This window comes from Natronincola ferrireducens, from assembly GCF_900100845.1.
GTDB lineage: Bacteria > Bacillota > Clostridia > Peptostreptococcales > Natronincolaceae > Natronincola_B > Natronincola_B ferrireducens.
On the sequence record NZ_FNFP01000008.1, the window covers coordinates 18,009 to 37,051 of the forward strand.

Annotated in this window: 20 protein-coding genes; 4 read left to right on the forward strand and 16 right to left on the reverse strand. The window is 36.7% G+C overall.

What is annotated here, in order from left to right; translation table 11 throughout:
• Window positions 1-36: 36 nt before the first annotated feature.
• From BLS22_RS12615 to BLS22_RS12625, 4 genes are all read right to left on the reverse strand, one after another.
• Window positions 37-378 (reverse strand): hypothetical protein, encoded by a 342-nt coding sequence (locus BLS22_RS12615; protein ID WP_090554289.1) that lies wholly within the window; start codon window positions 376-378, stop codon window positions 37-39.
• The gene (locus BLS22_RS15200) at window positions 375-521 is read right to left on the reverse strand and encodes a hypothetical protein (RefSeq protein ID WP_176762180.1); all 147 of its coding nucleotides are present in this window, start codon (window positions 519-521) and stop codon (window positions 375-377) included. The genes BLS22_RS12615 and BLS22_RS15200 overlap by 4 nt, the downstream gene beginning before the upstream one ends.
• A gap of 23 nt (window positions 522-544) precedes the next feature.
• The gene (locus BLS22_RS12620) at window positions 545-757 is read right to left on the reverse strand and encodes a helix-turn-helix domain-containing protein (protein WP_090554293.1); all 213 of its coding nucleotides are present in this window, start codon (window positions 755-757) and stop codon (window positions 545-547) included.
• A 66-nt stretch (window positions 758-823) separates the two neighbouring features.
• On the reverse strand, window positions 824-1,033 hold the full coding sequence (locus tag BLS22_RS12625) for a helix-turn-helix transcriptional regulator (RefSeq protein ID WP_090554296.1): 210 nt from the start codon (window positions 1,031-1,033) through the stop codon (window positions 824-826).
• A 206-nt stretch (window positions 1,034-1,239) separates the two neighbouring features.
• Between BLS22_RS12625 and BLS22_RS12630 the strand changes: the two genes are divergently transcribed.
• From BLS22_RS12630 to BLS22_RS12640, 3 genes are all read left to right on the forward strand, one after another.
• Window positions 1,240-1,632 carry a helix-turn-helix domain-containing protein gene (locus BLS22_RS12630; RefSeq protein ID WP_090554299.1) on the forward strand — a complete coding sequence of 131 codons (393 nt, stop codon included), beginning with the start codon at window positions 1,240-1,242 and terminating at the stop codon, window positions 1,630-1,632.
• Window positions 1,633-1,651: 19 nt separating this feature from the next.
• Window positions 1,652-2,116 carry an ImmA/IrrE family metallo-endopeptidase gene (locus BLS22_RS12635; RefSeq protein WP_244269552.1) on the forward strand — a complete coding sequence of 155 codons (465 nt, stop codon included), beginning with the start codon at window positions 1,652-1,654 and terminating at the stop codon, window positions 2,114-2,116.
• Between the two features lie 83 nt (window positions 2,117-2,199).
• Window positions 2,200-3,339, forward strand: a complete 1,140-nt coding sequence (locus BLS22_RS12640; protein WP_330386522.1) for a tyrosine-type recombinase/integrase — start codon at window positions 2,200-2,202, stop codon at window positions 3,337-3,339.
• A gap of 80 nt (window positions 3,340-3,419) precedes the next feature.
• Here BLS22_RS12640 and rlmD read toward each other — a convergent pair whose 3' ends face one another.
• A complete protein-coding gene (rlmD, locus tag BLS22_RS12645) occupies window positions 3,420-4,772 on the reverse strand; it encodes a 23S rRNA (uracil(1939)-C(5))-methyltransferase RlmD (RefSeq protein WP_090554305.1) in 1,353 nt (450 codons plus the stop codon).
• A gap of 186 nt (window positions 4,773-4,958) precedes the next feature.
• Here rlmD and BLS22_RS12650 point away from each other — a divergent pair, with 186 nt between their 5' ends.
• The gene (locus tag BLS22_RS12650) at window positions 4,959-6,275 is read left to right on the forward strand and encodes a GerMN domain-containing protein (protein WP_090554308.1); all 1,317 of its coding nucleotides are present in this window, start codon (window positions 4,959-4,961) and stop codon (window positions 6,273-6,275) included.
• Between the two features lie 185 nt (window positions 6,276-6,460).
• On the opposite strand, the gene BLS22_RS12655 is transcribed toward BLS22_RS12650, so the two are convergent.
• From BLS22_RS12655 to BLS22_RS12705, 11 genes are all read right to left on the reverse strand, one after another.
• On the reverse strand, window positions 6,461-6,856 hold the full coding sequence (locus BLS22_RS12655; RefSeq protein WP_090554311.1) for an FxsA family protein: 396 nt from the start codon (window positions 6,854-6,856) through the stop codon (window positions 6,461-6,463).
• A gap of 12 nt (window positions 6,857-6,868) precedes the next feature.
• Window positions 6,869-7,282, reverse strand: coding sequence for an acyl-CoA thioesterase (locus BLS22_RS12660; protein ID WP_244269553.1), 414 nt, complete (start codon window positions 7,280-7,282; stop codon window positions 6,869-6,871).
• 112 nt (window positions 7,283-7,394) lie between these two features.
• Window positions 7,395-8,102 carry an ABC transporter ATP-binding protein gene (locus BLS22_RS12665; protein ID WP_090554314.1) on the reverse strand — a complete coding sequence of 236 codons (708 nt, stop codon included), beginning with the start codon at window positions 8,100-8,102 and terminating at the stop codon, window positions 7,395-7,397.
• Window positions 8,096-8,872, reverse strand: coding sequence for an ABC transporter ATP-binding protein (locus BLS22_RS12670; protein ID WP_176762181.1), 777 nt, complete (start codon window positions 8,870-8,872; stop codon window positions 8,096-8,098). Before BLS22_RS12670 ends, BLS22_RS12665 begins: the two co-directional genes overlap by 7 nt.
• Window positions 8,869-9,765 carry a branched-chain amino acid ABC transporter permease gene (locus BLS22_RS12675; RefSeq protein ID WP_090554317.1) on the reverse strand — a complete coding sequence of 299 codons (897 nt, stop codon included), beginning with the start codon at window positions 9,763-9,765 and terminating at the stop codon, window positions 8,869-8,871. Before BLS22_RS12675 ends, BLS22_RS12670 begins: the two co-directional genes overlap by 4 nt.
• Window positions 9,766-9,776: 11 nt before the next feature.
• Window positions 9,777-10,655 carry a branched-chain amino acid ABC transporter permease gene (locus BLS22_RS12680; protein WP_090554320.1) on the reverse strand — a complete coding sequence of 293 codons (879 nt, stop codon included), beginning with the start codon at window positions 10,653-10,655 and terminating at the stop codon, window positions 9,777-9,779.
• A gap of 111 nt (window positions 10,656-10,766) precedes the next feature.
• Window positions 10,767-11,972 carry an ABC transporter substrate-binding protein gene (locus BLS22_RS12685; protein ID WP_090554323.1) on the reverse strand — a complete coding sequence of 402 codons (1,206 nt, stop codon included), beginning with the start codon at window positions 11,970-11,972 and terminating at the stop codon, window positions 10,767-10,769.
• Window positions 11,973-12,378: 406 nt separating this feature from the next.
• A complete protein-coding gene (gene pyk / locus BLS22_RS12690; protein WP_090554326.1) occupies window positions 12,379-14,136 on the reverse strand; it encodes a pyruvate kinase in 1,758 nt (585 codons plus the stop codon).
• Window positions 14,137-14,151: 15 nt separating this feature from the next.
• Complete coding sequence (pfkA, locus tag BLS22_RS12695) at window positions 14,152-15,111, reverse strand: 6-phosphofructokinase (protein WP_090554329.1); 960 nt, start codon at window positions 15,109-15,111, stop codon at window positions 14,152-14,154.
• A gap of 103 nt (window positions 15,112-15,214) precedes the next feature.
• Window positions 15,215-15,406: a hypothetical protein gene (locus BLS22_RS12700; RefSeq protein ID WP_090554331.1), complete on the reverse strand. Its 192-nt coding sequence runs from the start codon at window positions 15,404-15,406 to the stop codon at window positions 15,215-15,217.
• A gap of 126 nt (window positions 15,407-15,532) precedes the next feature.
• Window positions 15,533-19,033 carry a DNA polymerase III subunit alpha gene (locus tag BLS22_RS12705; protein ID WP_090554335.1) on the reverse strand — a complete coding sequence of 1,167 codons (3,501 nt, stop codon included), beginning with the start codon at window positions 19,031-19,033 and terminating at the stop codon, window positions 15,533-15,535.
• Between the last annotated feature and the right edge of the window lie 10 nt (window positions 19,034-19,043).

Sequence of the window (19,043 nt, forward strand, 5' to 3'; positions counted from 1 at the left end):
CAAAGAGGAGGCCAAAGCCTTCCTGCTGGGCTATCATCATTCCATCACCCCCATCATCCGTAGTGCCATATTATAGCCCTTGATTTGATGCTGAAAAGCCTTCACTTTAATGGGCATTGGTGCTATAGGCTCCACATGAAGGGCTGTTTTCTCATCCTCCGTCTTTTTCTTCAAGTCCCTATGGGCTAGGTATAGGTCCTCAAGGCTAGAATCCAGCTTGATAACAGATCTTAATATTTCTATACTCTCTAGGGTGGCAGGAACTCGCCAAACCCTTCCTAAGCCGTCCCATTTTCTTCCTGGTATTTCTTTAATCAATTCTTTGTAGGGATAGCTATCTACAAGAATAATCTCCTTCCCCTTTAGGATCGCCTTCATGCTACCTCCACCCCGAAGGTCAGGTCCTTCCCGTCATTTACCTCTACAAAGCATGCTGTAGCCTCCATAAAAGCTATGGCCTCTCCAATGGTGATTTGATCCCCGCTATTTCTCCATTGAACTGTAATAAATTTTCTCTCCATTTCCTTCCCCCTTTACTTCTCCTTCAATTTAATTCCCTTATTTCATCAAGGTTTGATAAATCCTTCCCAGTGTATTCCTTTAGAAACCTTAGTAGCTCAAATTTAGTAATTTTTAATCGCCCTAGCTTTAGAGCCCTCAAGACCCTGGCATTGATTAGATCATAGACGGCATTTTTGTTGACCTTTAAAATTTGAGCCACCTCCTCTACGGTATATAGATAATCTCCGTGGTTCATTCCATCCCCTCCCTTCTTGTGCTTCTTTACCTACTCCCCCTGTTTAGATGTGATGAAGTTTATTTCTTACTCCTTCTTTGAAAGCTTTTCTACCGGAAAAAGTTCGTCTAAAGGAACCTCTATTGCCTCTGCAATTTTTCTAGCGTTCATCAGACTGGGTACCGTCTTTCCCTTCATCACATCGTAAAAATAGGACTTAGAAAAACCAGTTACTGAAAGAACATAGGATACCTTAATACCTCTACCCTTCAACACTTCTTTGATTTTGTTTTTCATCCCCTCACCTCCTATATATAATTTACCAATTTATCGAACAAATCATAAACCATTAAATTCCCGTTTAATCGAACGTTATTTACGATTAAAGCGAACTTTTCTTTAGTTATCTAAATTTTCCTTATTTTTTTACATTTGTTGTTTCACTTTATCGAACTATTTGGTATAATAAAAGTAGGTTATATCGCACATAGGGAGGTGTCAATTTGACAATAGGTGAACGCATTCGAAAAATGAGGAAGGAAAAAAGATATTCCATCATGGATATTCGAGATCTTACGGGTTTGTCTAAGTCCACCATCAGTGAAGTGGAGAATGATAAAAGTAATCCAACCACAGAAACCCTGCAAAAGATTGCTAAGGCCCTTGGGGTTTCAGTGGATACTTTTTTCAAGGAAGAAACTGATCAGGAAGAGACCCCTGCTTTACCAGTGGAATTTACCACCCCACAGGAGGCTATGGAGTTTATCTTAAAACAGCCGGCCATCATGGGATTTGGGGGATTTGATGCCAATAAGCTAGGGGATGATGAGATTGTAGAGTTTGCAAATGAGCTACTAAGACAGCTGGAGCTTCTATCCTATAAATATAAAAAGTAACGCTTAGGGGTGATGTCTTGTGGAATGGATCGATGAGGTTATTATGGGGTTATTAGATCTTTACGGTACTAGAAATGTTTATGAGCTCTATGATGCTTTAGAAATTTCTATGGTGAAGTTGCCTGAGGATAATGTGATGCTGCAGGGGAATGAAGGCATTTATTTAAGAGACTATCTTGATGGGGAATCCGTCTACATCCGTGATGATTTGGATCCTGAGTATGAGGAGTTTGTCCTAGCCCATGAACTAGGTCATGCCCTACTGCATACCGACATACATACCAATTTTTTTAATGGTATACCTAATCGGGACAAGCTTGACAGGCAAGCCAATTACTTTGCCATTAAGCTTCTAGATTTTGAAGGTAGATTAGACAGTATTGCCCTCGAGGGCTTTACGATAGAACAAATTGCAAGCACCTTAAGTCTTCCTATGATGGGGCTTGCCATGATTAAAGAAATGCAGGAAATCTATAGTGCTTAGCTTTTAAGGAGGTGGTTACAGGAGGAAAAGTAGGATCTATTACAAAGCTGAATATTAGTTGGAAAAGGAAAACTGTAAGGTAGGTGAAGAAAGTGCAAGGTGGTGTAAGAAAAAGAGGTGACAGCTGGTATTATTACTTTGAAGTTGGCAAGGTAAATGGGAAAAGAAAGAAAATCGAAAGGAAGGCTGGCAATACAAAGAAGGAGGCCCAGGAGGCCTTAAGGCAAGCCCTCAATGAATTTGAAAAGGCTGGCTCCATTATTGATGAAAGTGACATTTCCGTAGCAGATTACTTTGACTACTGGCATAAGGAATATGTCATGATCAACTGTAAGCACAACACCCAGATAGGCTATAAGAGTATCATTGAAAACCATATTAAGCCGGCATTGGGGATCTATAGGGTCAGATCCTTATCTCCAGCAGTATTGCAGGAATTCCTAAATAAGAAGTATCGAAATGGCCTGTCGAAGAATACTTTATCTGGTTTTTATGGGGTACTTTCGGGAGCATTAAAAATGGCGGTCTATCCCTATGGGTTTAGGAAGGAAAATCCCATGCAATATGTCTCTATGCCTAAGTACAATGGTGTCAAGAAGGATAAGAATGATCTGAAGGTGATTCCCTTGGATGATTTTAAACGGATAATCGATCGTTTCCCAGAGGGCAGTAGCTTTTATATTCCCCTACAGATTGCCTTTCATACTGGATTACGGGCTGCTGAGGTTTGTGGTCTCACCTGGGATTGTGTGAACCTTGAGAAAAGGTCTATTAAGGTGGAGAAAATCATCATAAAAAAAGACAGGGAATGGGTATTTGGCACCCCTAAGACCCTATCTTCTAATCGTGAGATTTTTATTGGGAATACCCTCATCAACATCCTAAAAAAGCATCGTAAAAATCAAATGGAAAACAAATTGGAGTATGGTAAGCATTACATTGATAGTCACTTTGTATGTACTAAGGAAAATGGAGAATTAGTTTCTCCCGACAGCTTAAAGTATTTAAGTCGTGTGGTGAACTATGAGCTGATGATTCCATTTAACTTCCACTCCCTAAGACATACCCATGCTACGATGCTACTAGAGGCTGGAGCAAATATCAAAGAGATCCAGGAACGATTGGGCCATAGTAAACTTGCCACCACGATGGATACTTATTCCCATATTACCAGCAAACTAAAGCAGGATAGTGTAGATCGTTTTGAAAGCATGATCAAATGATTTGCCACCCATTTAGAAAAAGCGGTGGCAAATGGGTGGCAGGGTGGCAAATTTTAAGATGTTTTAACTCTGAAACCCTTCTAAATCTTAGATAGTTTAGCGACGGTTTCCACATGCGCCGTATGCGGAAACATATCCACTGGCTGGACTTCTACCGTCTTATAGCCTTTTTCTTCTAAATAAGCTAAATCTCTGGCTAACGTGGCTGGGTTGCAGGAAACATAAACCACTCTTTCGGGCTTCATAGTCACAATAGTCTCGAGTACTTTTTCATCACATCCCTTTCGTGGAGGATCTACCACCACTACATCCCCCTTCATTCCTTTTGCATATAATTGGGGAATAACTTCCTCTGCTTTGCCTACATAAAACTCAGTATTATCTAGATTATTAATATCAGCATTTTCCTCAGCATCCCTGATAGCAGTTTCGATTACTTCTACACCGATAACTTTTTTAGCTCTTTGCGCTAAAAATAGGGAGATGGTTCCTATACCACAGTATATATCAAAGACATTTTCCTTCCCCGTCAGCTCTGCATATTCTAAAGCCTTTTCATACAGTACTTTTGTTTGAATAGGGTTTACCTGAAAAAAGGATTGGGCTGAGATGTGGAATTTTAAATCCCCTATGTAATCCACTATCTTATCCTCCCCGTAAAGGGTGATGGTCTCCCTACCAAAAATAACATTAGTGCTTTTGTCATTAATATTTTGAACAATACTCTTTAAGCCCTTCACATTTTTCTGAAGCATTTCTATTAATTGATTTTTTAAGGGTAGGTCTTTCCCGTTGGTAATAATAACCACCATCACTTCGCCTGTAGCAAAACCAACCTTTGTTACCACATGTCGTATAAGCCCTTTCCTAGTTTTTTCATCATATACGGTTATTTTATACTTTTCAATATATTCCCTCATAGTCTTTACAACATCTTTATTGATAGGAGATTGTATATGACAATAGTTTGTATCTACAATATCATGACTGCCTTTTTTATAAAATCCAAGTATCGCCTTACCCTTTATCATCCCTACTGGAAATTGAGCTTTGTTACGATATTCATAGGGATTTTCCATGCCCAAGGTAGGGTGTATAGTTGTGTTAATTTTCCCTATTCTTTCAAGAATTTGTTCTACTCGTTTCTTTTTGATATCCAGTTGAGCTGAATAATCCATATGCATAATTTGGCAACCTCCACATGTGTTGGCCAAATGACATATAGGGTTAATTCTATCTTTGGAGGGTTTTATCATTTGTATGATTCTTCCCTCTCCATAGTTTTTTTTAAGGGACTTAATTTTTACCCTTACCTGATCCCCTGGAATACCTCCCTCAACAAAAACCGTAAAGCCTTCTATTCTACCTATACCTTCACCACTATGGCCTATATCTTCTATTTCAATGGGATATATACTATTTTTTTGTAACATGATGTAACCAGCCTCCTTCTTCCTATCCTTCTTTTGTCGAAATGAATAAGTTCTATATTATTTTACACTATTTTGCCCTTTTCTTGCCAACTTTTGTTTAATGGTTTTTGTTTACCCTAGCATATTGTTATATTATAATATAAGGTAATTACATAAGTTGGACAAGCTTAGAAGGGAGTTGAGTCAATGTCACGTCCTATTAGGGCAATTTTATTGTTAATTATGCTTTTTATAAGTGCTTCAGGTATACCCCTATATGCTGATACACCCACATTGAGCTTTGATTTTTCTCTACCCTTTAAACCATCTACTGATGAGATAATTGCTGTTGACAGTAGTATAACCATGGTTTCCTCATCTGACCCAGAATTGCAGCTAAGTTTAACAGGAGATACTACAATTTTTCCACTAGAATTTAATCAAGAAAAACCTGTAGAGTTATCCTTATATTTTCAAGATAGACTTATCACTACTATTGATACTCCAGAAATAACTATCAGCCATGGTATGCCTACAGTCATTCATATGAAACTTCCTCAAAATCTTTTTGATGTACCCAATGGTAATTACGAGTTGGCAGTAAAGTTACATATAGACAATATAAAAAATCCTACCCTCTCCAGTAGGGTTGCTATAACCTATGATACAGAAACTACTTACCTTCCAGCTTTAAATGCTATTGACAGAAATGAAACTGCATTAACCTTGTATTTCCCAGACAATAATATAAATCATTTAATTCCTATTACACGAGTTATTCCATTTACTAGAACTCCTTTGAGAAGTACCATCGATAACCTCGAAAAAGGTCCTAGAGAAAGCCTAGGTTTACCTACAGGTTCTCCAATTCCTACTGTTCAAAGACTTAACTTAAGTAGAGGCATAGCTAACGTGTATTTACCAATGGATATTGGCACCTATGATACTTATGCTACTTCTGCTAGAGTAGCAGTGGAAAGTTTGTTGAACTCACTCACCTCCATCCACGAGGTTCAAGGTATCCAATTTTACTTTGACAATAAAATATTGGAGGCTAAGTTTCATGGTAGAGTTGTAAGCGAGCCCCTTTATCCATCTAAAAATCCTATGTTTTATATTGGTTATCTAACCGATACAAGTCGTATCCTATTAGTACCTATGTCCATGGATTTACAACAGTCTTCTATCGAAGCAATTTTTGAAGGGCTAAAATATAGTAGTGGGACTCTTCCCTACGAGTATCGTTTATTGCCTACAGTTCCAGAAGATGTTGCTCTGTTGGGTTATAGCATAGAAGATAAAGGGCTGAAATTAAAATTTAATGATGCATTTTTAAAGATTTATGAAAATAGCTGTAACAAAATATCTCTCATGGTGGATTCTATTGTCTATACCTTTACTTCCTTAGAAGATATAGACTATGTAGAGCTTCAAGTAGAGGTTGAAAATAGTAGTGCTATAACAGGAGATTCAATTTTCAATAAACCTTTAAGTCCTTCTCCTTATATTAATCCAGAAGAATAAACCTAAAACCTAGACGGCAGCTTAGCCGTCTTTTTTTTGCAAAAAAAGAGCACAATACGTGCTCAACAAAAGATTAGAATCAGTCTACCTCTTACTTTTCAATTGTTTTTGAAATAAACCTGTTAAGGATTATTCACCAATAAATTGAAAATTATACCTTTTACAAGGGATTAAAAGCTTTATGATTACTTTCTATAGTAAAGCATAAAGGTACCTTCATCAATCATCCTTTTAATTTTTTTCTTAACAATTGTCTTTATGGCCCCTCTTATGACGGGGATAACTAAAGAAAAACCCATTACATCCGTGAAAACTCCAGGGGTTAACAGTAGAGCTCCCCCCACAATAATACACATGCCATTGATTAACTCATCTCCCGGCATTCGACCTTGACTCATCTCTAACTTGATTCTTCTAAGTACACCCTTACCTTCGCTTTTAGCTAAATAAGCGCCTACTATCCCTGTTAGAAAAACAATCAGTAGGGTGTACCAAATCCCTATGTAACCGCTTAGCTTTAATAATAATGCTAATTCAACAATGGGAACAATTGTAAATAACAAAATAAGTTTTAATAGCATATAAACACCTCATTAGAAATTTTTTATAAGAGCTTCGTACATTGCAGGATGAAGCTTTTTAAAATTCACGGGTCGTAAATCCTTATTTACAAAGGCATGGGTTGTTGTCCCCATTGCCAGTATTTTTTCATCTATTTTTCGTATAATGGTATATTCAAAGGTAATTCGAATTCCTTGTAGATCTTTTATGGATGTTTCTATAATAATTTCATCATCATATTTAGCAGGTTCCTTATAGCGACAATTTACTTCCACCACCGGTAGCATTATGTTTTCCTTCTCCAATTGTTTATAGGAATAACCCATTTCTTTTAAAAATGTAGTTCTGCCTACTTCAAACCATGTAAAGTAATTGCCATGATATACTACACCCATTTGGTCAGTTTCTTGATATCTTACTTGAATTATACTATGACTTTTCCTCAATTATACTACCTCCTATACTATCATTATGCTCTATTTATAAATTCTATATAAAAAATTTTTTTCCTTTTTATTTTCTCAATAGCAAAGGAGAGAATTTCTTCTCTCCCTTAATTTAGTGGGTTTTGCCCAGATAAGCCTCTAAAATAGACTTATCCTGTAAAATCTCCTGTGCATCCCCTTCTTTCTTTATGATACCCTGTTCTAAAACATAGGCTGTATCAGCAACAGAAAGGGCCTTATAGGCATTTTGCTCTACCAATAGAATGGTTTTGTTCATCTTTTTAATATCTTCAATAATTTCAAAAATAGTTTTTACCAATAATGGTGCCAAGCCTAGGGATGGTTCGTCCAGAAGAATTAAATCAGGGTTTCCCATTAAACCCCTACCCATAGCCAACATTTGTTGCTCACCACCACTAAGGGTTCCTGCCATTTGATTGATTCTCTCTTGTAGTCTAGGAAATAATTGGTATACCTTTTCTAAATCCTCGTTTATTTTTTTCTTGTCATTTCTCAGATAAGCACCCATCATCAAGTTATCTTTTACAGTTAGGTTTGCAAAGATCAACCGTCCCTCAGGCACTTGGCAAATACCTAGGTCCACAATCTTATGGGGAGTTTTAGGAAGTTCCTTTCCTTTATAGGTTATAATTCCTTCCTTTGGCTTTACCATTCCGGATATGGCATTTAATAAAGTAGACTTCCCGGCACCGTTTGATCCAATAATAGAGACAATTTGTCCCTCCTGTACTTCTATATTGATCCCTCGCAAGGCATGAATTCCACCATAATACACATTTAAATTTTTTACCCTTAGCAAATGACATCCTCCTCCCCAAGATAAGCCTCGATAACCTTTGGGTTTGTTTGTATTTCTTGGGTAGTTCCCTCCGCCAGCTTTTTACCAAAGTTTAAAACCACAATTTTATCACAGATCCCCATAATTAGGTCCATATGATGCTCTATGACCAACACCGTAAGATCAAATCTTTCTCTGATTTCTTTAATAAGATGCATTAGTTTTATTGTTTCATCGGGATTCATTCCCGCTGCTGGCTCATCCAACAATAATAGTTTGGGTTTTAAGGCTAATGCCCTAGCAATCTCCAGTCGCCGCTGCAGACCATAGGGTAAATTGGCAGCAACAACATCCCTTCTATCCTTAAGTTCCATAATGTCCAACAGGTCATCCACTTGTTGAAACAGATTTTTTTCACCTCTTCTAAATTTTTTATTTCTAATAACTGCGTCTAAAATACTATAATCTGTATTATAATGACAAGCTGTTAGTATATTTTCATAGGTTGTAAGCTTTTTAAACAGACGAATATTTTGAAAGGTTCTGGTTATACCTGTATCAGCAATTTCATAGGGCTGTAGACCATTGATTCTTTTTCCTTCAAAGATAATTTCTCCTTCTGTAACATTATAAATGCCTGTAATTAAGTTGAATATTGTGGTTTTCCCAGCACCATTGGGTCCTATTAATCCTGAAATGCTTTCTTTTTCCACTTGAAACCTCATATTACCAACAGCCGTTAGACCTCCAAACTGCTTTGTTACATTTTTTAATTCTAATATTACTGTCATTTGCCATCTCCCCCCACCGTATGTTTTTTCTTTCCAAAGGATGTTATACGAGAGAACAGTTTTTTAATATTAGTTATAGTAATTTCATAACCACCCATTAGACCTTGAGGTCTTGTAATCATAATGAATATTACTGCTGCTCCATAAACCACCAAACGCCATCTATGAAAGGTTCTTAAAACCTCTGGTAAAGCGGTTAAGGTTATGGCTCCAATGATACTGCCGGATATACTTCCCAGCCCACCAAAAATTACCATGATGGTTAATTCTGTAGATTTTATCAACTGAAACATCCTTGGTTGTATGAAACCAGTATAATGGGCCAACATACCACCGGCCACCCCTGCATAGGCGGCACTAATAACTAAGGAAATCATTTTGTATTTAAACACATTGATACCTATAATCTGAGACGCCATTTCTTCTTCTCTGATTGCCTGCATATTTCTACCATGTCTTGACTTAATTAAATTTACTAAAATGATAACGGCAATAATATTAATAATAACTACATTGGTCAAACTTGTTTTTAAATCTATACCAGGCCATCCTCTAGCTCCTCCAAAGTACTGGACATTATCTAAAATCAACCTTATGGCTTCTCCAAACCCTAATGTTGCTATGCAAAAATAGTCCCCCTTGAGGTTTAATGTGAGCTTTCCAATAATAAGACTTACCAATGCTGCTGCCAAACCACCTAAAGCCAATCCTAAAAGAAAGGGAACATTAAACTTCATTGTTGCTACAGCAGTTGCATATGCCCCTACTGCCATAAATCCAGCATGTCCAAAGGAGAAAAGTCCTGTGAAACCTGTTAATAATGATAAGCCTAATACGGCTAATAGATAAATACCTGATAAAATTAAAATTCCTTGAATATAATACCAACCCATTATGCCACCTCCTATGCTTTGTCCTCTGTTATTTTTCCCATTAAGCCACTGGGGCGGAAAATCAATACAGCAATTAACAATATAAAAGCTATAAGATCCCTATATTGTGATGATATATAACCTGCTGTTAAGGTTTCTATCACACCCAACAGCACTGATCCTATTACTGCTCCAGGAAGACTTCCTAGACCACCAAATACAGCAGCAATAAAGGATTTCATGGTGATAAAGCCAATTTGAGGATATACAGTATATTTCATACCAAACAATACCCCTGCAATTCCTGCCAACAATCCACCTAAAGCAAAAACAATGAAAATAATTTTATCGGTATTAACCCCCATTAAAGTACTGGCACGAATACTGTAGGCTGTTGATTTAATAGCCATACCGGTTTTAGTTTTTTCAATAATATAGATTAAGATAAGTAAGCTTATTCCTGAAATTACAAACATGATAGCATCCAATCTACCTATAGAAATACCCCCTAATTTAAATGGGGTTGTAGAAAAAACCCTAGGATAGGTTCTAAAGGTAGGACCTATTGTCGCAATAACAATGTTTTCTAAAAATATAGAGGCTCCCATTGCAGAAATAATAAAATATAAAAAGGGGGCATTTCTTTTTCTTAGGGGTCTGTAGGCAATCCTTTCTATCGTAACAGCTAAAAGGCCAGCCCCTGTGGCAGCTAAAGCAAAGGCCATCATAAAGGGTAACTGAAAGATAGTCATTAAGAAAAAACCCATATAGGCTCCCATCATAATAACCCCTCCATGGGCAAAATTACTGAAATTCATAATACTATAAACTAGGGAATAACCTACTGCCATCAACGCATATACACTGCCAATAGACAATCCATTGATGATTTGCTGAAAAAAAGCAGACATAGTTTACCTCCTTTACGATAATCCTCATTAGCTAATTAAAAGTACCTGTATCTTTAAAAATTTATTAGTAGTATTATGTAGAATAGAGAGGGTAAAACCCTCTCTATAAAACTAGTCTGCAGAGTATTTTTGTTGGAAGATATAATCACTATCTACAATTTTTATAATAGCTGCATCTTTTCCTTCAGGATTGTGGGTCTCTGGACTAATATTAATTTGTCCTGTTATTCCCTTAACACTTACACCTTTTAGCGCATCCCTTATAGCAACAGAGTCAAAGCTGTCAGCATCTAGAATAGCTTTTTCCAATACTCTAACTGCATCATAGGCAAGATATCCATTTAATTCTACTGGTAAATTGTACTTTGCTGTATATGTAGCTTTAAAATCTTGAACCTCTGGATCAGCAAAGTCTAAGTGGTTTACAAAATAACTTCCTTCAACAGCTTCTGCTGCCATTTCCAACAATACTTCTGATGGCCAGCCGTCACCACCCATTAATACAGCATCAATTCCCAATTCCCTTGCTTGATTAGCACTCAGTGCAACTTCCTTAAAGAAGTAAGGCATAAATAATACTTCTGGATTGGTTCCTTTAATTGTACTTAGCTGAGGTCTAAAGTCTACATCACCGAATTTAAAAGCTTCCTTTGCAACGATTTCTCCACCTTTTTCTACAAAAGTCTTTTCAAAAAATTCTGTCAAACCTTGGGAGTAGTCGTCAGCCACGTCATATAAAATAGCTGCCTTTGTAAATCCAAGTACATCTATGGCATAGCCAGCAGCTACAGCCCCCTGATATGGATCGATAAAGCATACTCTGAAATTAAATGGCTTTACGTTTCCATCATCATCTATTGTTACCTTTGGATTTGTAGCAACAGTGGCAATGCCAGGCACCTGCATATCTTCTAGTACAGAGGATATAGCAATAGCTTGACCACTGGCATTAGGACCAATAACCGCTACAACATTATCTTGAGAGGTTAATCTTCTTACAGCATTAACAGCCTCCATAGCATCCCCACGGGTATCATAACCTATAACATTGATTTGTTTGCCTAGTAAACCACCCTTTTCATTAATTTCTTCAAACAGCATTTTTACAGTATTAAACTCACAGTTACCCCACACTGCCTGGTCTCCAGTTAAAGAGCCAATCCAACCAACATTTACAACCTCAACATCACCACTGACTTCCTCACTATCTTCATCTGTACCTACAGGCTCTGCCGGTGGTTTCTGGGCACATCCTGTAACAACTAAACTTAAAATAAGTAACGTAGAAACTAATAAAAAGAATAATCTTTTTTTCACTTTTTCTCCCCCTTATTTCTTTTTTATAATTTTTTTATGTTTCCTTGTAATCCTTTTTTTCTAATAAACAGCATCACCCCTCACTGGGAATTTAAAGTTATATTTGTTAATGCTTTAAAAATGTTATAACTTTTTAAAATTATATTTTCTACATTTGCAATGTTTTTTTATAAATTTTTCAGCATTTTATTTTTTATATATGAATAAATGTTATAAAACATGTCTTTTATTTTTCTAAACACTGATAATCTACAAAAAAAGAGCCTACAATTTTTGTAAGCTCGAGAAAAAATTTTCCTTTATACAATTTATATGAATAAAGGGGGAGAATGTTTACTTTATAATATCAGTATATGATAAGTGTTTATTTATTGTGTTATTATTAGGTAAATTTTAAGTTATAAAATTATAACACTCTTGTTTTTCCACTGTAAATTAACCCTGTATTGGCATCTACCGTTACAATGTCTCCATTTTTTAGCTTCCTAGTAGCGTTGTCAGCACCAACTACCGTTGGCTTTCCAAGGTTTAATCCTACAATGGCTGCGTGACTGGTAAGTCCTCCTTCTTCTGTTACCACAGCTCCAGCTTTTTGCATAAGGGGCATTAGATGTTTATCGCTAAACTGTGTAACTAAGATATCTCCTTCCTCTATTTGAGTAGCTTCATCTATAGCGGCATCTACGATAACTACTTTCCCAGTAGCAGCCTTCTTGCCAATACCAGTTCCACTTAATAGGATATCTCCAACAATATGGGCTTTAATTAAATTGGTAGTTCCCGCTACCCCAACAGGAACACCAGCAGTAATTACTACCAATTCACCCCTATGAATCAACCCTTGTCCTAATGCCCTTTGAACAGAAATATCAATAATATCGTCTGTTGATTGAAGTTCTTCAGTCAGTATAGAATAAATCCCCCACATTAGACTTAATCTTCTTGTTACCCTTTCAGATGTGGTAGCAGCAATAATTGGTGCTTTGGGACGGAACTTTGAAACCATTCTAGCCGTGTAGCCTGATGAAGTAGCAGTAATGATAGCCGATGCCTGTAAATCCATAGCAGTAACACATGTAGCATTACTAATAGCATCGGTAATCGTCATTTCTTTTTCAATGGCTTTGTTTCTAAGTAACCTTCTATAATCTATGGATGCTTCAGTTCTTCTAGCAATATTGGTCATAGTTTTTACAGCTTCAACAGGATATTTGCCAGCGGCGGTTTCTCCCGATAGCATAATGGCATCTGTACCATCTAAAATAGCATTAGCCACATCGGTTACCTCTGCTCTAGTGGGCCTAGGATTTCTCATCATAGAATCCAACATTTGTGTAGCTGTAATAACAGGCTTTCCTACTTTATTGCATTTTTTAATCATCATCTTTTGTACTAAGGGGATTTCTTCAGTAGGGATTTCTACACCTAAATCTCCTCTAGCCACCATGATTCCATCGGAAACCTCTATAATCTCATCTAGGTTATCTACTCCCTCTTGATTTTCAATTTTAGAAATAATTTGAATATGTTCCGCCCTGTTATCTTCTAATATTTTCCTAATAGCCAACACATCTTCAGCCTTTCTAACAAAGGATGCTGCAATAAAATCAATGTCCTGATGAATACCAAACTTAATATCCGCCTCATCCTTTTCAGTAATAGCTGGAAGATTAATTTTGACTCCGGGAACATTTACCCCCTTATGATTTTTTACTACCCCTGCATTCTCAACAACACACTCGATGTCTGTATCATTAAAGATCCTTCGTACCCTTAATCCAATTAAACCGTCATCTATTAAAATAGTGTCCCCTACTTTTATATCTTTGGCTAATCCTTCGTAGCTCACACTACAAATAGTGTTATCTCCTAAAACTTCTCTAGTGGTAATTGTAAAGGTTTGACCCTCCTCCAAATATACTTCTGGATCTTTAAATTTTCCTGTTCTTATTTCAGGGCCCTTGGTATCTAAAAGAATAGCTACAGGTACATTAATGGCTGTTCTTATTTTCTTGATAGTTTCTATTCTTTTACCGTGTTCTTCATGGTTTCCATGAGAAAAGTTTAATCTTGCAACATTTAATCCATTTTCCACTAATTCCTGAAAGATTTCAGGGTTTTCACTGGCTGGGCCTAAGGTACATACTATTTTAGTTTTTTTCATAATTTTCTTCCTCCCCTATATTGATAGTATATCTGCTAATTCATAAGTGCCTTTGTCCAATTGTTTTTTTATCTCTAATGCTTCTTGAATATCGATACTTATAATATCACTACCCTTTATACCTATGGCTAAGCTTCCTTTTCCCTCCAACAACAGGTCTACTGCTTTAGCCCCCATTTTGCTTGCTAAAACCCTATCAAAGGCTGTAGGACTACCGCCCCTCTGTATATGTCCCAAAATAGTGGCTCTAGTTTCAATTCCCGTTTTTTCTTCAATAGTAGCACCTAATTCAATGGCTCCACCAACTCCTTCTGCTAGAAGGATAATACTATGTAGTTTTCCTCTATTTTTTCCTTTTATAAGCTTTCTACAAACCTGATCAATGTTCAAGCCTACCTCGGGAATAATAATACTTTCTGCTCCCCCTGCCAAACCAGCATGTAGGGCGATGTCCCCACAGTGTCTTCCCATTACCTCTATTATATTGGCTCTACCATGGGAAGTGGAGGTGTCTCTAATTTTACTTATAGCATCTACCACTGTATTTACAGCGGTATCAAAGCCTATAGTATAATCCGTATATTCTAAATCATTGTCGATGGTTCCTGGTACACCGATAGTTGGAATCCCTAGCTTACTTAAGGCTTCAGCCCCCTTTAAGGAGCCATCTCCACCAATAACCACCATTCCTTCAATACCAAATATCCTCATGACATTTAGAGCTTTTTTTCTTCCCTCTTCAGTTCTAAATTCATCACTTCGAGCTGTTCGCAGCATAGTCCCCCCACGATGAATAATGTCTGCAACAGAGGACAAATTCATTTCTTCCAGCTGTCCATGAATCAAACCATCATAACCTCTTTTTACCCCTATGACCTTACACCCTTTTGAGATTGCATTTCTTACAACTGCTCTTATGGCAGCATTCATTCCAGGAGAGTCTCCTCCACTGGTTAATACCCCTATTGTTTTCATGATATTACCTCCATTTCATCCTACGGGGACTGATTTTGTCCCACGGAACAAATATTGTCCCATTAGTTTTTATTTCAAAATACATACCAGGCCTATAGATTAACTATAGGGCCTGATGTAATAAAATCGTATGGGCTTCCTCCACTTCAGATCTAGGAACCAGTACTTCGCATGTTCCATTTTCATTGTTTTTGCTAATTGGTTTTATTTTCACTAAGAAGCCTTCTTTTACTAATATTTTTTCAATATATTCCGCGTCTTCTTTAGTATTTGTCATGTATACAACTGTCCACATTTTATTTAAGGCCTCCTTTATCATCATTATCCTTCAGCAATATTGTTTTTATGCACAATTTCTTATTATCAATTATATATAATTTATCACCTATTTTCAAATGTATTTGATAGATACTTGCAAATTTTATTTAATCCCCTTTTTTACTTTTACAGCTTCTTCACCAAAAATACTGATTAACTCCTTGATTAACTCCTCACTTAATTTTACCCATAGGTCTCTATCAGCCCTCAGAGTTTTATGATCCTTTTCTATATAAACATAGACTGGAACATTACCATGGTATTTTTTAAAAATATGTTTTGCTTTTTTTACTAGAACGATATCTTCTTCATCTTTGATTTTAACATATAATTTGTTGGTTTCCATCTTTATAAGGGGTTTTATTTTATTGGTTAAAAGCTTTGGTTTTTCTTCATCCTTCAAATTTAATGTTCCTTCCATAAGAAGAAAATTACCTTCTTGTAATAAATGATCATGATTATCAAATATTTTAGGAAAAACAATGCACTCCATAGTACCAAATAAATCCTCTAACGTGATAAAAGCCATCAGTTGATTATTTCTAGTGGTTTTTGTCGTCTTTTCTAAAATCATTCCACCAATTCTTACCTGTTGTCCATCCTTATATTCACTTTCTTCAGGATTTTCCATGATTTCTATAAAATCATGACTATTAGCAGTTGTCAAACACTTTAACTCCTGTTGAAATTCCAACAAGGGATGCCCACTAATGTAAAGACCTAATACATCCTTTTCCATGTTCAATTTTATTTTATCGGTAAACTCCTTGATATTAGGTAGAGGATCTGTTTTGAAGGATGTATTGGAATCTCCTGTCATATCAAAAATCCCAATCTGTCCCTGTATATTTCTTCTCTTATCTTGATTGACGCTATCCAATATTCTTTCATATACCGCCATTAGCTGAGCCCGTAGGATATTTAAATTGTCGAAGGCTCCACATTTTATTAAGCTTTCCACTGCTCTTTTATTTAAATCCTTAGCATCCACCTTTTGACAGAAGTCTGTAAAACTTGTAAACCTGCCTTTTTCTCCTCGGGTTTTCACCATAATCTCAATCATACTCACACCTACATTTTTTACAGCCGCCAATCCAAATCTTATTTTCTTTCCCTCTACTGTAAAGGTGCCAAAGCTTTTGTTAATATCTGGGGGGAGAATGTCTATTCCCATACGTTTGCAATCCTGAATATATTGGGCTACCTTTGAAGTATTTCCCATAACACTGGTAATCAAGGCTGCCATAAATTCCACAGGATAATGGGCTTTTAAATAGGCTGTCTGATAACCTAAAACTGCATAGGAGGCACCATGGCTTTTATTGAAGGCATAGTTGGCAAAATCAATCATATCATCATATATTTTATTACCAATATCTTCTGGCACACCATTTCTTATACATCCCTGGATCTCTATATTCCCCTCATCATCTTCCTTACCATAAATGAAGTATTGTCTTTCTTCCTCCATCACATCCATTTTCTTTTTACTCATTGCCCGACGTACTAAATCACTTCTTCCGTAACTATATCCAGCCAATTCCCTTACAATCTGCATGACCTGCTCCTGATATATAAGACAGCCATAGGTAACCTCTAGGATAGGCTTCAGCTTTTCATGTAAATATTCTATTTTTGAAGGATCATTTTTATAGGCGATATATTTAGGTATGGAGTCCATTGGGCCTGGACGAAATAGAGAAATACCGGCAATAATATCTTCAATGGAGGTAGGTTTTAAATCCTTCATAAATTGTATCATGCCAGCACTTTCCAACTGGAATAACCCCAAAGTATCTCCTCTGCTAATGAGCTGATATACCTTTTTATCATCATAACTGCAATTTGAAAAATCAATTTTTATACCATGATTTTCTTCAATAAGCTTCTTAGCATCTTTTATCACTGTTAAAGTTCTAAGGCCGAGAAAATCCATTTTCAATAAACCTAATTCCTCTAGAGTTCCCATGGGGAATTGAGTGGTTACACTGTTATCATGCATATATAAAGGTACATATTCATCCAACGCCTTTTTAGAAATCACAACACCGGCAGCGTGGGTAGAAGCGTGTCGGGGCATACCCTCTAGCTTTTTTGCCATTTCTATTAAATACTGGGCTTCTTGATCCTCATCATATAGCTTCTTTAGTTGGGGATTGATTTGGAGGGCTTTATTGATGGTCATGCCTATGGCAAAGGGAACCTCCTTAGCAATCCTATCTACTACGTTATAGGGTAAATTCACTACCCTCCCTACATCTCTAATGGCAGCCCTTGCCGCCATCGTTCCAAAGGTAATAATTTGTGCTACCTTTTCCTCACCGTACTTTCTTTTTACATATTCAATAACCTCTTCACGGCGCTCATAACAAAAATCTATGTCAATGTCTGGCATAGATACCCTTTCAGGATTTAAAAACCGTTCAAAAATAAGATTATATTTAATAGAGTCAACATCAGTTATCTCCAATGTGTAGGCAACAATACTTCCAGCAGCACTTCCCCGCCCAGGACCTACTGGTATATTATGGTTTTTAGCATATTGGATAAAGTCCCAAACGATAAGGAAGTATTCAGCATAGCCCATCTCCTCAATTACCCTTAACTCGTACTCTAGACGTTCTTCAATTTCTGGAGAGGGAGAACCATACCTCTTTTTTAACCCCTTGTAGCATTGTTCCCTGAAATACTGTTGAACATTGTACCCCTGTGGTGTATGATACTGGGGAAGATGTATTGTATTAAAGTCAAAATCTACATTGCACCTTTCAGCAATTTTAACTGTGTTTTCCAACGCCTCCTTGGCGTAGGGAAACAGTGCCTCCATTTCTTCAGTAGATTTTAGGTAAAATTCATCATTGGGAAACTTCATTCTATCTTTATCTTCTAATATCTTACCTGTCTGGATACAAAGTAAAATATCATGGGCCTCTGCATCCTCCTTATTGATATAGTGAACATCATTGGTTGCCACTAAAGGTATTCCTGTTTCTTTACTGAGTCTCAGCAGTTGCTGGTTTACTTCTTTTTGTTCCTTTAAATGATGATCCTGTAGCTCTAGATAAAAATTATCTTCTCCATAAATTCCTCGTAGCCTAATTGCCAGTTCTTTGGCTTTTTCATAGCTTCCCTTCAACAAGTACTGTTGGATATCCCCTGCTAGACAAGAGCTTAGAACAATCAATCCCTTACTATATTTTTCAAGTTCATTATAATCTACCCTAGGTTTATAGTAAAAGCCATATAAATAGGATTTAGACACCAGTTTAATTAGGTTTTGATATCCCTCCATATCCTTTGCCAGCAAAACCAAATGACCTTGGTGTTTATCTCGGTTAGGATCCTTATCCTTCATGGTACGAGAAGCTGTATAGACCTCACACCCTATAATAGGTTTAATACCTTTTTTGATAGCTGCCTTATAAAAATCTATCACACCAAACATGCTGCCATGATCAGTAATAGCCAAGGCCTTCATGCCCAATTCCTTGATCCTATCCATAACCTTATCGATGGTTGTAAAACCATCTAATAGACTGTACTCTGTATGGACATGGAGATGAACAAAATCCCCAGCAAATCCCTCCTTAGATCCTTCTTTCATTTTTTATCAC